Source organism: Streptomyces sp. NPDC058525, assembly GCF_042719495.1.
Lineage (GTDB): Bacteria > Actinomycetota > Actinomycetes > Streptomycetales > Streptomycetaceae > Streptomyces.
Window position 1 is genome coordinate 53,625 of record NZ_JBHXNP010000044.1, and the last position, 14,798, is coordinate 68,422.

Sequence of the window (14,798 nt, forward strand, 5' to 3'; positions counted from 1 at the left end):
GGCCTATTCGCTTAGGTTAGGCTAACCTAAGCCTCACACGCCCCACCCTCCCCTTCTCCCCCCTGCCCGGAGGAAAGTTGATGCGCTCGCATCTGCTGAACGAGACGACCGCGGACCTCTACCGGCGTTCCGTCACCGAGGGCGTCGCTCGCGTCGCCGCCAAACTCGCGACCACGGAGCGTCCCCACACCGGTATATCCGTCGACGAACTCGCCCCGGTCATCAACGGGATCGACCTGGACCAGCCGCTCGGCGACGCGGCCGCCGTCCTGGACGAGCTGGAGGACGTCTACCTGCGCGACGCGGTCTACTTCCACCACCCGCGCTACCTCGGCCACCTCAACTGCCCGGTCGTGATCCCGGCGGTGCTCGGCGAGGCGGTCCTCTCGGCCGTCAATTCCTCCCTCGACACCTGGGACCAGTCCATCGGCGGCACGCTCATCGAGCGCCGCCTCGTCGACTGGACCACGCAGCGCATCGGCCTCGGCCCGGCCGCGGACGGCATCTTCACCTCCGGCGGCAGCCAGTCCAACTTCCACGCGCTGCTGCTCGCCCGTGACGAGGCCTGCCGCCTGGTCATGAAGAAGGAACTGGACGCGGGCCGCGAGCTCACCAAGGCCGAACTCCTGCCGAAGCTGCGCATCTTCACCTCCGAGGCCAGCCACTTCAGCGTGAAGAAGTCGGCCGCCATGCTCGGACTCGGCTACGAGGCCGTCATCTCGGTCCCCGTCGACCGCAACCGCCGGATGGACACCTCCGTGCTCGCCCTGGAGCTCGAGGAGTGCGCCGCCGAGGGCCTCTTCCCGATGGCCGTCGTCGCCACCGCCGGCACCACCGACTTCGGGTCCATCGACCCGCTCCCCGAGATCGCCCGCCTGGCCGACGAGCACTCCGCGTGGATGCACGTGGACGCCGCCTACGGCTGCGGGCTGCTGGCCTCCCCCACCCGCCGGCACCTCCTCGACGGCATCGAGCGCGCCGACTCGGTCACCGTCGACTACCACAAGTCGTTCTTCCAGCCCGTCAGTTCCAGCGCCATGCTGGTCCGCGACCGCGACACCCTCAAGCACGCCACGTACCACGCGGACTACCTCAATCCGCGCCGCATGGCCGAGGAGCGCATCCCCAACCAGGTCGACAAGTCCATCCAGACCACGCGCCGCTTCGACGCGCTCAAGCTCTGGATGACCCTGCGCGTCATGGGCGCCGACGGTATCGGCTCCCTCTTCGACGAGGTCATCGACCTGGCCGCCGCCGGCTGGGACATCATCGACGCCGACCCGCGCTTCGAGGTCGTCGTCAAGCCGCAGATCTCCACGCTGGTCTTCCGCTACGTCCCCGAGGGCGACGTCCGCAAGGAGCTCGTCGACGAGGCCAACCTGCACGCCCGCAAGGCCCTGTTCGCCTCGGGCGAGGCCGTCGTCGCCGGAACCAAGGTGGACGGGGACCAGTACCTGAAGTTCACCCTCCTCAACCCGCAGACCACGACGGCCGACATCACCGCCGTCCTCGACCTTCTCGCCGCACATGCCGAGCAGTTCCTGGGAGAATCCCTTGCCCTCCACCGCTAAGACCCACGACTTCATCGGCATCGGCGTCGGTCCGTTCAATCTGGGACTCGCCTGCCTGACCGCCCCGCTCGACGAGATCGACGGCCTCTTCATCGAGTCGAAGCCGCACTTCGAGTGGCACGCCGGGATGTTGCTGGACGGCGCCCACCTCCAGACGCCGTTCATGTCGGACCTGGTCACCCTCGCCGACCCGACCTCGCCGTTCTCCTTCCTGAACTACCTGAAGGACCAGGACCGGCTGTACTCCTTCTACATCCGGGAGAACTTCTACCCGCTGCGGGCCGAGTACAACGACTACTGCCGCTGGGCCGCCGACCGCCTCGACAACGTCCAGTGGTCCACCTCGGTCACCGAGGTCACCTACGACGAGCAGGCCGGCCTGTACGAGGTCCACACGGACAAGGGCGAGACCCACCGGGCCCGCCGCCTGGTCCTGGGCACCGGCACCCCGCCGTTCGTCCCCGAGGCCTGCGCCAACCTCGGCGGCGACTTCCTGCACAACTCCGCCTACATGCAGAACAAGGCCGAGCTGCAGAAGAAGAAGTCGATCACCCTGGTCGGCTCCGGCCAGAGCGCGGCCGAGATCTACTACGACCTCCTCGCCGAGATCGACGTGCACGGCTACCAGCTCAACTGGGTCACGCGCTCCCCGCGCTTCTTCCCGCTGGAGTACACGAAGCTGACGCTGGAGATGACCTCCCCCGAGTACGTGGACTACTTCCACGCCCTCCCCGAGGACACCCGCTACCGGCTCGAGACCCAGCAGAAGAACCTCTTCAAGGGCATCGACGGCGACCTGATCAACGCGATCTTCGACCTGCTCTACCAGAAGAAGATCGGCATGCCGGGCCGGGTGCCGACCACCCTGCTGACCAACACCTCGCTCAACAGCACGGCGTACGACACCACCACGGGCACCTACACCCTGGGGCTGCGCCAGGAGGAGCAGGAGCGCGACTTCACCCTCGCCTCCGAGGGCCTGGTCCTGGCCACCGGCTACAAGTACCGGATCCCGGAGTTCCTCGCCCCGGTGCGCGAGCGGCTGAACTTCGACGGCCGCGGCCGTCTCGACGCCGCCCGCAACTACAGCATCGACACCACGGGCCGCGGGGTCTACCTCCAGAACGGCACGACCCACAACCACTCCCTGACCTCCCCCGACCTGGGCATGGCCGCGTACCGCAACGCCTACATCGTCGCCGAGCTCCTCGGCCGCGAGCACTACAAGGTCGAGAAGTCCATCGCGTTCCAGCAGTTCGCAGCCCCGGAAGGCGCGCACGTATGAGCACCACCGCCAACGAGACCCTCTACAGCCGCACCGACGCGGCCCTCGGGACCTTCTCCGTCCGTCCCCTGGACCCCTTCGCCGACGCGGAGCTGCTGCACGGCTGGGTCACGCACCCCAAGGCCTCGTTCTGGATGATGCAGGACGCCTCGCTGCCGGACGTCGAGCGCGAGTACATGCGGATCGCCGCCCACGAGCACCACCAGGCCTTCATCGGCCTGCACGAGGGCCGCCCCGCCTTCCTGATGGAGACGTACGACCCGGCCGAGCTGGAGCTGGTCGGCCTGTACGACGCCCAGCCCGGCGACGTCGGCATGCACTTCCTGGTCGCGCCCAGCGACCGGCCGCTGCACGGGTTCACCCGCGCGGTCATCACCACCGTCATGGCCGCGATCTTCGCCGACCCGGCCACCGAGCGCGTCGTCGTCGAACCCGATGTCGCCAACACCGCCGTCCACGCCCTGAACGAGGCCGTCGGCTTCGTGCCCGAGCGCCCGGTCCAGAAGCCGGAGAAGGAAGCCCTCCTCAGCTTCTGCACCCGCGCGCAGTTCGAGGCGGCCACCGGCCTCACGAAGGAGCTCTCGATATGAGCCTCGCCGACGCCGTCTCCCACCTCTCCCCCGAGCTGTGGGCACGCGCCAACCGCGCCCTGGTCCGCAAGGCCCTCGCGGAGTTCTCCCACGAGCGCCTGCTGACCCCCGAGCCGCTGGACTCCGGCCTCTACTCGGTCCGCAGCGACGACTCCTCGGTGGAGTACCGCTTCGCGGCCACGCGCCACGCCCTGGACCACTGGTCGGTGGACGAGAAGTCCATCACCCGCCACCAGGACGGCGCCGAGCTCCCGCTGGACGCCCTCGACTTCCACATCGAGCTCCAGCAGGCCCTCGGCCTCAGCGCCGAGGTCCTGCCCGTCTACCTGGAGGAGATCTCCTCCACGCTGGCCGGCTCGGGCTTCAAGTACACGAAGCCGCAGATCTCCTCCGCCGTCCTCGCGAAGTCCTCCTTCCAGGACATCGAGACCGGCATGACCGAGGGCCACCCCTGCTTCGTCGCGAACAACGGCCGTCTCGGCTTCGGCGTGCACGAGTACCTCTCGTACGCCCCGGAGACCGCGAGCCCGGTCCACCTGGTGTGGGTCGCGGCCCGCAAGGACGTGTCCACCTTCACGGCGGGCTCGGGCCTGGACCACGACTCGTTCATGCGCGAAGAGCTGGGCGAGGAGGCCATCGCGGCCTTCTCCGCGCGGATGACCGACCTCGGCCTGGACCTGGCGGACTACCACCTGTTCCCGGTCCACCCCTGGCAGTGGTGGAACAAGACCACCATCACCTTCGCCGCCGAGATCGCCAACCGCCGCCTGGTCCTGCTGGGCGAGGGCACGGACGCGTACCTGGCGCAGCAGTCGATCCGCACCTTCTTCAACACCAGCGCCCCCGAGAAGCACTACGTCAAGACGGCGATCTCGGTGCTGAACATGGGCTTCATGCGGGGCCTGTCGGCCGCGTACATGGAGGCCACCCCGGCCATCAACGACTGGCTCCACCAGCTGATCGAGGGCGACGAGGTCCTGCGGTCGGTGGACTTCTCGATCATCCGCGAGCGGGCGGCGATCGGCTACCACCACCGCCAGTACGAGCGCGCCACCGACCGGTACTCCCCGTACCGCAAGATGCTGGCCGCGCTGTGGCGCGAGTCCCCGGTGGGCTCCCTCCAGGGCGGCGAGCGCCTGGCCACCATGGCCTCGCTGCTGCACGTCGACGCGGAGGGCAAGTCCTTCGTCGGCGCGCTGATCGAGGAATCGGGCCTGACCCCCGCCGAGTGGCTGCGCTCGTACCTGCGGGCCTACCTGGTCCCGCTGCTGCACTGCTTCTACCAGTACGACCTCGCCTACATGCCGCACGGCGAGAACACCATCCTCGTCATCGAGGGCGGCGTGGTGAAGCGGGCGATCTTCAAGGACATCGCCGAGGAGATCGTGGTCATGGACCCGGACGCGGTGCTGCCGCCCGCGGTCGAGCGGGTCCGGGCGGACATCCCGGAGGACATGAAGCTGCTGTCGATCTTCACCGACGTCTTCGACTGCTTCTTCCGCTTCCTGGGCCCGATCCTGGCCGCGGAGGGCATCTGCGAGGAGGACACCTTCTGGCGGGCGGTCGCGGACTGCGCCCACGACTACCAGGACTCCATGCCGGCCCTGGCGGAGCGCTTCGAGCGCTACGACCTGTTCGCCGAGGAGTTCCAGCTGTCCTGCCTGAACCGCCTCCAGCTGCGCAACAACAAGCAGATGGTCGACCTCTCCGACCCCTCCGCCGCGCTCCAGCTGATCGGCAACCTCGAGAACCCCGTCGCGCGGTTCGCCGCACGGCGCTGACAAGAGGGCGGGCGGGCAGCCGATACGGTCCCTCGGCTGCCGCCCGCCTTCTCGGGGGCTGCGCTCCTGGCCGCCGACAGGAGCCACATCCAGCCCCGCCTGGGGGTCCCCCCGGACGGAGTCTGGGGGAGTTTGAGGCGCGGGGGTACGGGGGCGGAGCCCCCGCAACGGCGCCGCACCGCTAAGACCACGGCACGTCCGGCGCCCGGTAATAGTTGACGTCCTGGGCGTCCAGGCGGAGCCCCTGCGCACCGAGCCGCCGGCTGTACGACGCCCAGTCGAGGGCCGCGGCCGGCGACCAGCCCAGCTCCGCCAGCCCCAGCACCCGCGGGAACGCCATCAGCTCCCAGTCCGCCCGGGTGGCGATGGTCTCCGTCCACAGCGGAGCCTCCACCCCCAGGACGGCCGACTCCGGGACCCCGGCCAGGTAGGCCCCCGGGTCCCAGGAGTACGACCGCTTCACCGGGACGAGCCCGGCCCACGCCAGCCCCGGCTTCGTCGCCAGGTCGTACTTCATGTCGAGGTAGAGCCGGTCCGCCGGCGACAGGATCAGCGGGTGCCCGGCCTTCGCGGCCGCCGCGACCCCCGCCTTCTCGGCGGCCGGCGTCCGGTCGTGCCCCCAGTACTGCAGCACCGCCCCCTCCGCGGGCCGCGCCGCCGCCAGCTGGTGCCAGGCCACGACCGTCTTCCCGTGCCGGCCCACCACCTCCTGCGCCCGGTCCATGAAGGCCGCGTAGTCCGCCGCCGGAGTCGCGTGCGCCTCGTCGCCGCCGATGTGCAGGTAGCGGCCCGGCGTCAGCTCCGCCAGCTCGCCGAGCACCTGGTCGATGAACTCGTACGTCCGCTCCTTGGCCACGCACAGCGAGCTGAAGCCCACCTTGATCCCGGTGTACCGCGCCGGCGCCTTCCCGTCGCAGTTCAGCTCCGCGTACGAGGCGAGCGCCGCGTTCGTGTGCCCCGGCATGTCGATCTCCGGGACCACGTCCACGTACCGCTCCGCCGCGTAGGCGACGAGCTCCCGGTACTCGTCCTTCGTCCAGTGCCCGCCGGGCCCGCCGCCGACCTCGCTGCCGCCCCCGTACTCGGCCAGCCGCGGCCAGGAGTCGATCGCCAGGCGCCAGCCCTGGTCGTCGGTCAGGTGCACGTGCAGGGTGTTGACCTTGTACTGGGCGAGCTGGTCGACGTACCTCTTCACCTGCTCCACCGTGAAGAAGTGCCGCGCGATGTCGATCATCGCGCCCCGGTACGCGAAGCGCGGCCGGTCGGAGACCGTCCCGCCGGGCACCGTCCCGGGCCCGGCCACCGGCACCAGCTGGCGCAGGGTCTGCCCGGCGTGGAAGAGCCCGGCCGGGGTGCGCGCGGTGAGCGTGATCCCGTCCGGACCGGACTCCAGCCGGTAGCCCTCGTCCCCGACCCCCTCGGCCTCCTCGTCGATCCGGAGCCGGATGCCGTCCCCGCCGGCCCCGTCGACCACCGGGAGCGGCAGCCCGCTGGGGCCGCGCAGCTGCTCCGCGAGGAGCTCGCCGACCCGCCGGACCTCCTCGTCGGGCCGGCCGGTGCGGATGACGGTGCCCGCGCCGAAGGAGTAGCCGGGGCCTTCGGCGCGGGCCGAGACGGGCGCCGGCAGGAGCCGTTCGAAGGGAGCCAGGGCGGCGGGGGCGTCATCGCCGGTTCTGGCGTCGTCGCCCCGGGCGGCGGTGCAGGACACCGCCGTGCCGAGGACGGAGAGGACGAGGAGGGTGCCGAGCGTGCGTCGCAGGACTCTCATGGGTCAGGTATAGACCAAGTGGGCCCCGACGTCCGGTGCGAGAATCGGCGGATGGCGGAAATCATCCAGAAGGACGGCACTTGGACCTTCGACGGGGACACGGTGCGCATCGTGCCGGGCCGCGACAAGGGGGTGGGCCTGCTGCGCCAGACGCTCGGCGAAGTCGCCGTACCGCTGCGCGCGCTGGCCGGGATCAGCTTCGAACCGGGGCGCAAGGCGGGCCGGTTGCGGCTGCGCCTGCGGGACGGCGCGGACCCGCTGCTCCAGGTGACCGGCGGGCGGCTGCCGGACGCCTCCGATCCGTACCGGCTGACCGTGGAGGCGGACCGGACCGGGGTGGCGGAGTACTTCGTGGACGAGGTCCGCAGCGCCCTCCTGCTGGAGCAGGTGGAGGCCGGGCCCGCCCTCGGCTACCTGCTGCCGGGCCCCGCGGTGCCGATCACGGCGGGCGCGGGCGACGGGACCGTGGCCTTCGACGGGGACCGGGTGTCCCTGGAGTGGAACTGGACGGCCGAGGAGGCCAAGCGCTCCGGCGGGACGCGGGAGTTCCGGGTGGCGGACCTGCGGTCGGTGGAGTGGTCCCCGTCGAAGGGGCTGGGCAGCGGCTGGCTGCGCTTCCTCCCGGCGGGCACCGCGTCGCCCGCCTCGCCCAAGTACGACCCGTACACGGTGGAGCTCTTCGGCTTCAAGAACGACCCGCTGATGGCCCTGGTCGCGGCGGCGGTGGCGGCCCGGATGCCGCACCCGGCGGCGGCCGCGGCCGAGCAGGCCCCCGCCGCGGCCCTGGCCCCGGGGACGGCCGGGCAGCCCGCGGCGCCCGCGTCGGGGGCGGTGTCCGCCGCGGAGACCGCGGCGGACCACGACACGCTGCTGCGGCGCCTGCGCGAGCTCGGTGAGCTGCACCAGTCGGGGATCCTCACGGCGGAGGAGTTCACGGCGGCCAAACAGGCCGTTTTGCGCCGTTTCTGACCGGATCCATCCATTCCACTGGTCCAGACCAGCGAGATCCTGCCCGAAAACGGGCAGGATCTTTGCGTTCATCGCCGCGACCCGACAGTATCTACGGGTGCTCGATCGCCGCCCGTCGCATGACGACCTCGTCGAACACCTGGTGCGCAGCACCTCGCTGCAGCGGGGAGAAGCCGCCCGGGTGGTGCTCGACGTGCTCGCGTACTTCGACGAGACGACCGAGGAGTTCGTCCGCCGCCGCCACCGGGAACTGCAGTCCGGCGGAGCGGTCAACGCGGAGATCTTCGAGCGGATCGCGGCCGAGCTGCCGCACCGCGCCGTGGCGCCCCCGGAGCTCTCGCTCCGGCAGCTGCGCCGCATCGTCTACGGCTGACGCGGCGCGGCGAACACGGCTGGGACCCAGCCACCGAGCACACGTACCGAACTTCAGGAGGGGCAGAACCGTATGTGCGGAATCGTCGGTTACATCGGCAAGCGTGACGTGGCACCACTGCTGCTGGAAGGCCTGCAGCGCCTCGAGTACCGCGGGTACGACTCCGCGGGCATCGTCGTCAACAGCCCGAAGGCGGCGGCCCTGAAGGTCGTCAAGGCCAAGGGCCGGGTCCGCGAGCTGGAGTCCCGCGTTCCCAAGCGCTTCGCCGGCACCACCGGCATCGCCCACACCCGCTGGGCCACGCACGGCGCCCCGAGCGACATCAACTCGCACCCCCACCTCGACGCCGAGAACAAGGTCGCCGTCGTCCACAACGGCATCGTGGACAACGCCTCCGAACTGCGCACCAAGCTCGAGGCCGAGGGCGTCGTCTTCGTCTCGGAGACCGACACCGAGGTGATCGTCCACCTGATCGCCCGCTCCCTGGCCGACTCCCTCGAGGAGAAGGTCCGCGAGGCCGTCAAGGCGATCGAGGGCACCTACGGCATCGCCGTCATGCACGCCGACTTCGCCGACCGCATCGTCGTCGCCCGCAACGGCTCCCCGGTCGTCCTCGGCATCGGCGAGAAGGAGATGTTCGTCGCCTCGGACGTCGCCGCGCTGGTCGCCCACACCCGCCAGGTCGTCACCCTCGACGACGGCGAGATGGCCACCCTGAAGGCCGACGACTTCCGCACCTACACCACCAGCGGTGCCACCACCACCGCCACCCCGGAGACCGTGGAGTGGGAGGCCGCCTCGTACGACATGGGCGGTCACGACACCTACATGCACAAGGAGATCTCCGAGCAGCCCGACGCGGTCGACCGCGTGCTGCGCGGCCGGATCGACGACCGTTTCAACACGGTCCACCTGGGCGGCCTGAACCTGGACCCGCGCGAGGCGCGCGGCATCCGCCGGGTCAAGATCCTGGGCTGCGGCACCTCGTACCACGCGGGCCTGATCGGCGCCGGCCTCATCGAGGGCATGGCCCGCATCCCCGCGGACGCCGAGCCGGCCTCCGAGTTCCGCTACCGCAACCCGGTCGTGGACCCCGACACCCTCTACATCGCGGTCTCCCAGTCCGGTGAGACGTACGACGTGCTCGCGGCGGTGCAGGAGCTCAAGCGCAAGGGCGCCCGCGTCCTCGGCGTGGTCAACGTGGTCGGCTCCGCCATCGCCCGCGAGGCCGACGGCGGCGTGTACGTGCACGCCGGCCCCGAGGTCTGCGTCGTCTCCACCAAGTGCTTCACCAACACGGTCGTGGCCTTCGCGCTGCTGGCCGTGCACCTGGGCCGCATCCGGGACCTCTCGGTCACCGACGGCAAGCGGATCATCGAGGGCCTGCGCAAGCTGCCCGCGCAGATCCAGGAGATCCTCGACGGCGAAGAGGACATCAAGAAGCTCGCGGCCCAGTTCGCCGAGGCCAAGTCGATGATGTTCATCGGCCGGGTGCGCGGCTACCCGGTGGCGCTGGAGGCCTCCCTCAAGCTGAAGGAGATCTCCTACATCCACGCCGAGGCCTACCCTGCCTCCGAGCTCAAGCACGGCCCGCTGGCCCTGATCGAGCCCTCGCTGCCGACCGTCGCGATCGTCCCGGACGACGACCTGCTGGAGAAGAACCGCGCGGCGCTGGAGGAGATCAAGGCCCGCAGCGGCCGGATCCTGGCCGTCGCCCACCGCGAGCAGGAGAAGGCGGACCACACCATCGTGGTCCCGAAGAACGAGGACGAGCTGGACCCGATCCTGATGGGCATCCCGCTCCAGCTGCTGGCCTACCACACGGCCCTGGCCATGGGCCGGGACATCGACAAGCCGCGCAACCTGGCGAAGTCGGTCACGGTCGAGTAGTCACCGGTCGAGTAGCCACCGGCCGCGTACTCCCGGCCGGCCGTCCGTCCGGCCGGCCGGGACATGCGAAGACCCCCGTGGGCACCGCGCACGGGGGTCTTCGGCTGCGCCGGGGACGATCAGCCCGCGGCGACGGCGCCGCGGCCCGAGGCCTTGCCCACGGCCATCGGCCAGTGGGCCAGAGCCGCGGTGGCTCCGTACCAGGCCAGCAGACCGGCCACCGCCGCGGCCCAGCCGCCGGCCTTGGCGAGCCCGTCGCTTCCGGCGAACGAGCCTATGGCCAGCAGAAGGAGGGACAGGGTCAGCAGGGCATAGACGCCCTGGCCGAACAGTCCGCTCGCCGCGGAGACCGTGAGGGTCAGCGCGAGCAGGGCGAACAGAACCAGAAACGTTCCGGCTGCTTCGTCGGAGACCGATGCCCCGGCTCCCTTGGCCCAGGTGAACCAGAAGACGCCGAGGCCCGCGAACGCGGTGCCGTTGAACCCGTTGCCGCCGCGGTACTCGAGGAGCCCGAGGAGGAAGAGGGCCGCGCCGCCGACGTACATCGCGAGCGACACGGAGTTGGCGGCGGACACTCCGTCGATGACACCGGTGTGGCCGATACCGAACGCGAGAAGGGTGAGACCCAGGGCGATGTTCCCCAGGGTCGAAGTCGAGGCCGTGCTTCCCGCAGAGACACCATTGTCCACGGCGGGCTCCCTTCGATCTGCAGTTGTTTGCTGCGTCCCAGCAGCATTTATCTACCCTTTACACGGGGGCACAACCGCACAATCGGCTTAACAAGCGGTCACGGAATGACAACGACCGGTCGCTGTGCGCGTTTGGCCAGCCGGCCGGCCACCGAGCCGAAGATCCGGCCCACGATCCCGTGCGTGGAACCCACCACGATGGCGTCGGCCGAATACTCCCGGCCGACCTCCTCCAGCTCGTGGCAGATGTCACCGCCGCGCTCGACCAGGATCCACGGCACCTCGGCCAGATAGTCCGCGCAGGCGAGCTCCAGCCCGAGCACCTCGGTGCGGTGGTCCGGCACGTCGACGAAGACGGGCGGCTCGCAGCCGGCCCAGACGGTGGTGGGCAGCCGGTTGGCGACATGGACGATGATCAGACCGGCGCCGGAGCGACGGGCCATGCCGATCGCGTACGCGAGCGCGCGCTCACTGGACGTGGATCCGTCGAATCCCACAACGACCCCGTGCCGGAAGGCCGGATCGCAGGGTAGGCGTGTCTGTTCCACCGCGCGCAGATCGGCGGCCGACGCGGGGTCGGCGACGCGTTTGCGCTTGCGGTCCGCGGGTTCGGAGAATTCGTGACCGGCCATGGGTGTCTCGGCGAAGAGGTCCTTGGAGGAAGCAACAGGGGCGAAATTCGGCGACGCTGGGTGACGGAGCTCTGTCCGGGAAGCATCTTCCCAAGCCCATACCCACCAGGGTACGGCGACACTCCTGTCCTGCACAGGGCTTGCCGCCCTTGGAGAGCGTCCCAGGGAGCATGCCGGAGCGAGCGCTCCTTGGCAATGCCCGCTGCCCCCTACAGCCAGTGACGATCGGGCCCGGTGCCACCCGTGCGCGCAGTGACCGAGCCCGCCCGAGCGGCGTTGGACACGGGTCCGACCGTCCAGGAAGAGCCCGCAGGGAGCACGCCGTGCCCGGCCATCCGGTACACCCCGTCCAGCCAGCTCAGCCGACGCAGTCCGTCCACCACTACGCCGACACCACCCCGCCCTACGCCCCTTCCCGCCCCTCCGCCCTTCACTCGTCCGTGCACCCCGCCGGCCGCCGCCAGGACGACCCCGCGGGTGACGTCGTGCGCTGGGCCGCCTTCAGCTGCCTGCTCGTCCCCGTCGTCCTCGTCGTCTACGGGACCTCCTTCGGCGGGGCGGCGGTCGCCACGCTCGGCCTGGTCGCCGTGACGGCCGCCTGCCGGGCGCTGCTGCGCCACTCGGAGCGGGCGGAGCGCGCGGAACGGGCCATGGCCCGGGTGCCGGCCCAGGAGCGGCTGCCCTCCGCCGCACGCGGGCGGCACTCGCGCGGGAGCGCGGGTGGACATCGAGTCTGCGGCGGTTCCGGCCCGCGTGCGGCGCCGTCCCCGCAGGACTGACTTATTCGCACACCCACACCCGCATGTTTTCAGCCAACTTCCCGGCAGGATGCCCCTCTTGCCGGAATGTCCCCCCAACCCCCCTACCACCAGCGACGACGAGCACCGGGGGGCGCTGCGACCCTACGGGTACTGGCCACGAGCGGACCGCACGCTTCTCGCGCGGGTAGCGGAGCGGAACGCTTCCTGATCGAATGCTTTTCGCCAAGTTGAGAAGTCGACATAGCGCTGCGTGCTGAACTTGTCACGCCGACACCACGGGACGCAGTAGATTCGATCATGTATTTACGGCGGGGGATCCACGTGCAAGGCCGAGGGGAAACGTGCAGGTGCGACCAGACCAAGGAGTCGCGACACCCAAGGGGGGCTTAGCGCCATGAGCCAGGATTCCACCGCCGTCGTCGCAGACGCCGGCCGGAAGCTCGCGGGGCGTCGCCGCAGGGAGATCGTCGCGGTGCTGCTCTTCAGCGGCGGACCGATCTTCGAGAGCTCCATTCCACTCTCCGTGTTCGGCATTGACCGGCAGGACGCGGGAGTTCCACGCTACCGATTGCTCGTGTGCGCCGGTGAGGACGGTCCGCTCAGGACCACCGGCGGACTCGAACTGACCGCGCCGTACGGGTTGGAGGCGATCGCCCGGGCAGGCACGGTCGTCGTGCCCGCATGGCGTTCCATCACTTCACCGCCGCCTCCGGAGGCACTGGACGCACTGCGTCTGGCGCACGAGGAGGGGGCCCGGATCGTCGGACTGTGCACGGGAGCCTTCGTGCTCGCCGCCGCAGGCCTGCTGGACGGCCGGCCCGCGACGACGCACTGGATGTACGCGCCGACGCTGGCCAAGCGGTACCCGTCCGTCCATGTCGACCCGCGCGAGCTGTTCGTCGACGACGGCGACGTGCTCACGTCCGCCGGCACGGCGGCCGGAATCGACCTGTGCCTGCACATCGTGCGCACGGACCACGGCAGCGAGGCGGCCGGGGCCCTGGCCCGCAGGCTCGTCGTGCCGCCGCGCCGTACGGGCGGCCAGGAGCGCTACCTCGACCGGTCGCTGCCGGAGGAGATCGGCGCCGACCCGCTGGCCGAGGTCGTCGCCTGGGCACTGGAACACCTCCACGAGCAGTTCGACGTGGAGACCCTGGCGGCCCGCGCCTACATGAGCAGGCGCACCTTCGACCGCCGGTTCCGCTCCCTGACGGGCAGTGCGCCGCTCCAGTGGCTGATCACCCAGCGGGTGCTCCAGGCACAGCGGCTGCTGGAGACCTCCGACTACTCGGTCGACGAGGTCGCCGGACGCTGCGGATTCCGTTCGCCGGTGGCCCTGCGCGGGCACTTCCGGCGGCAGCTGGGGTCCTCCCCTGCCGCCTACCGCTCCGCCTACCGGGCACGGCGGCCGCAGGCCGACGTGGCCCAGGTGTCCCAGCTCCAGGAGAGCCCGGTCCCGCACCAGCGCACTCCGCAGCCCCAGCGGGCGGCGGCGGCCCTGGCCGCCGCGGGCCCGACGGTGACGGAGCTGTACGCCCCGGGCCGGGTCCTGCGGGAACACGCGTAACCCTCACAACGGGTACGGCAAGGGAGGTCCTCCATTGGTCACCGCCGATGGGGGACCTTCCGCATATGCGGTCCGGTCCGGAGGGGACCGCATAAGGTGGGACACATGAACGATCGCATGGTGTGGATCGACTGCGAGATGACCGGGCTCTCGTTGACGGACGACGCACTTATCGAGGTGGCCGCACTGGTCACCGACTCGGAGCTCAACGTGCTCGGCGAAGGCGTGGACATCGTGATCCGCCCGCCGGACGCGGCCCTGGAGACCATGCCCGACGTGGTGCGCGAGATGCACACCGCGTCCGGACTGCTCGAAGAGCTGGCCGGCGGGACCACCCTCGCGGACGCCGAGGCGCAGGTCCTGGCCTACGTACGGGAGCACGTGAAGGAGCCCCGCAAGGCGCCGCTGTGCGGGAACTCGGTCGGCACCGACCGCGGCTTCCTGCTGCGCGACATGGCCGCGCTGGAGAGCTACATGCACTACCGGATCGTGGACGTGTCCTCGGTCAAGGAGCTGGCGCGCCGCTGGTACCCGCGGGCCTACTTCAACAGCCCGCCGAAGAACGGCAACCACCGGGCGCTGGCGGACATCCGCGAATCCATCGCCGAGCTGCGCTACTACCGGGAGGCGGTCTTCGTCCCGCAGCCCGGACCCGACTCGGACACGGCCCGGAGCATCGCCGCCAAGTACGTGCTGCCCGCCGAGGCCGCCGAATAGTCCGACCCGGAGCCAAGGGCACGTCAAGGAGGGAGCGAGCACCCTCCCGGACCCTGTACCCTTTTCTTCGGCCGGTCGGTTCTCCGACCGGACATGGTGGGTGTAGCTCAGTTGGTAGAGCACCTGGTTGTGGTCCAGGTGGCCGCGGGTTCAAGTCCCGTCACTCACCCTGCACGGCAGAGGGGTCTGCGACCCCGGGCGAGGG

The 14,798-nt window shown here is 70.5% G+C and carries 13 protein-coding genes and 1 tRNA gene; 11 read left to right on the forward strand and 3 right to left on the reverse strand.

Annotation, left to right across the window (positions count from 1 at the left end; all coding sequences use genetic code 11):
* Positions 1–80 precede the first annotated feature (80 nt).
* The 4 genes from ACFWP3_RS21240 to ACFWP3_RS21255 are packed head-to-tail and all read left to right on the forward strand — an operon-like array spanning position 81 to position 5,227.
* A complete protein-coding gene (locus ACFWP3_RS21240; protein ID WP_384223260.1) occupies positions 81–1,571 on the forward strand; it encodes a pyridoxal phosphate-dependent decarboxylase family protein in 1,491 nt (496 codons plus the stop codon).
* Positions 1,528–2,856, forward strand: coding sequence for a lysine N(6)-hydroxylase/L-ornithine N(5)-oxygenase family protein (locus ACFWP3_RS21245; protein WP_384223264.1), 1,329 nt, complete (start codon positions 1,528–1,530; stop codon positions 2,854–2,856). The genes ACFWP3_RS21240 and ACFWP3_RS21245 overlap by 44 nt, the downstream gene beginning before the upstream one ends.
* Positions 2,853–3,446 carry a GNAT family N-acetyltransferase gene (locus ACFWP3_RS21250; protein ID WP_384223266.1) on the forward strand — a complete coding sequence of 198 codons (594 nt, stop codon included), beginning with the start codon at positions 2,853–2,855 and terminating at the stop codon, positions 3,444–3,446. The genes ACFWP3_RS21245 and ACFWP3_RS21250 overlap by 4 nt, the downstream gene beginning before the upstream one ends.
* Entirely contained in the window at positions 3,443–5,227 is a 1,785-nt protein-coding gene (locus ACFWP3_RS21255) for an IucA/IucC family protein (RefSeq protein ID WP_384223269.1), read from the forward strand. The genes ACFWP3_RS21250 and ACFWP3_RS21255 overlap by 4 nt, the downstream gene beginning before the upstream one ends.
* Before the next feature lie 181 nt (positions 5,228–5,408).
* On the opposite strand, the gene ACFWP3_RS21260 is transcribed toward ACFWP3_RS21255, so the two are convergent.
* Entirely contained in the window at positions 5,409–6,995 is a 1,587-nt protein-coding gene (locus tag ACFWP3_RS21260) for a beta-N-acetylhexosaminidase (RefSeq protein WP_384223271.1), read from the reverse strand.
* A 51-nt stretch (positions 6,996–7,046) separates the two neighbouring features.
* On the opposite strand from ACFWP3_RS21260, the gene ACFWP3_RS21265 reads away from it, so the two are divergent.
* The 3 genes from ACFWP3_RS21265 to glmS all read left to right on the forward strand — a co-directional run bounded on the left by ACFWP3_RS21265 (position 7,047) and on the right by glmS (position 10,227).
* Positions 7,047–7,964, forward strand: a complete 918-nt coding sequence (locus tag ACFWP3_RS21265) for a DUF4429 domain-containing protein (RefSeq protein WP_384223272.1) — start codon at positions 7,047–7,049, stop codon at positions 7,962–7,964.
* Positions 7,965–8,061: 97 nt separating this feature from the next.
* Positions 8,062–8,337: a hypothetical protein gene (locus tag ACFWP3_RS21270; protein ID WP_329385221.1), complete on the forward strand. Its 276-nt coding sequence runs from the start codon at positions 8,062–8,064 to the stop codon at positions 8,335–8,337.
* Between the two features lie 72 nt (positions 8,338–8,409).
* Entirely contained in the window at positions 8,410–10,227 is a 1,818-nt protein-coding gene (glmS, locus tag ACFWP3_RS21275) for a glutamine--fructose-6-phosphate transaminase (isomerizing) (RefSeq protein ID WP_384223276.1), read from the forward strand.
* Positions 10,228–10,346: 119 nt separating this feature from the next.
* Here the strand turns inward: glmS and ACFWP3_RS21280 are convergent, their stop codons facing one another.
* Both ACFWP3_RS21280 and ACFWP3_RS21285 read right to left on the reverse strand, forming a co-directional pair.
* Positions 10,347–10,916, reverse strand: coding sequence for an acetate uptake transporter (locus ACFWP3_RS21280; RefSeq protein WP_384223279.1), 570 nt, complete (start codon positions 10,914–10,916; stop codon positions 10,347–10,349).
* 98 nt (positions 10,917–11,014) lie between these two features.
* Positions 11,015–11,548 (reverse strand): universal stress protein, encoded by a 534-nt coding sequence (locus ACFWP3_RS21285; protein WP_384223281.1) that lies wholly within the window; start codon positions 11,546–11,548, stop codon positions 11,015–11,017.
* A gap of 323 nt (positions 11,549–11,871) precedes the next feature.
* Between ACFWP3_RS21285 and ACFWP3_RS21290 the strand changes: the two genes are divergently transcribed.
* The 4 genes from ACFWP3_RS21290 (at position 11,872) to ACFWP3_RS21305 (ending at position 14,762) form a co-directional block, all read left to right on the forward strand.
* On the forward strand, positions 11,872–12,327 hold the full coding sequence (locus tag ACFWP3_RS21290) for a hypothetical protein (RefSeq protein ID WP_384223284.1): 456 nt from the start codon (positions 11,872–11,874) through the stop codon (positions 12,325–12,327).
* Between the two features lie 376 nt (positions 12,328–12,703).
* Positions 12,704–13,876: a helix-turn-helix domain-containing protein gene (locus tag ACFWP3_RS21295; RefSeq protein WP_215147416.1), complete on the forward strand. Its 1,173-nt coding sequence runs from the start codon at positions 12,704–12,706 to the stop codon at positions 13,874–13,876.
* Positions 13,877–13,981: 105 nt separating this feature from the next.
* A complete protein-coding gene (orn, locus tag ACFWP3_RS21300; protein WP_384223288.1) occupies positions 13,982–14,593 on the forward strand; it encodes an oligoribonuclease in 612 nt (203 codons plus the stop codon).
* A 96-nt stretch (positions 14,594–14,689) separates the two neighbouring features.
* Positions 14,690–14,762: transfer RNA gene (locus ACFWP3_RS21305), tRNA-His, on the forward strand.
* Positions 14,763–14,798 lie beyond the last annotated feature (36 nt).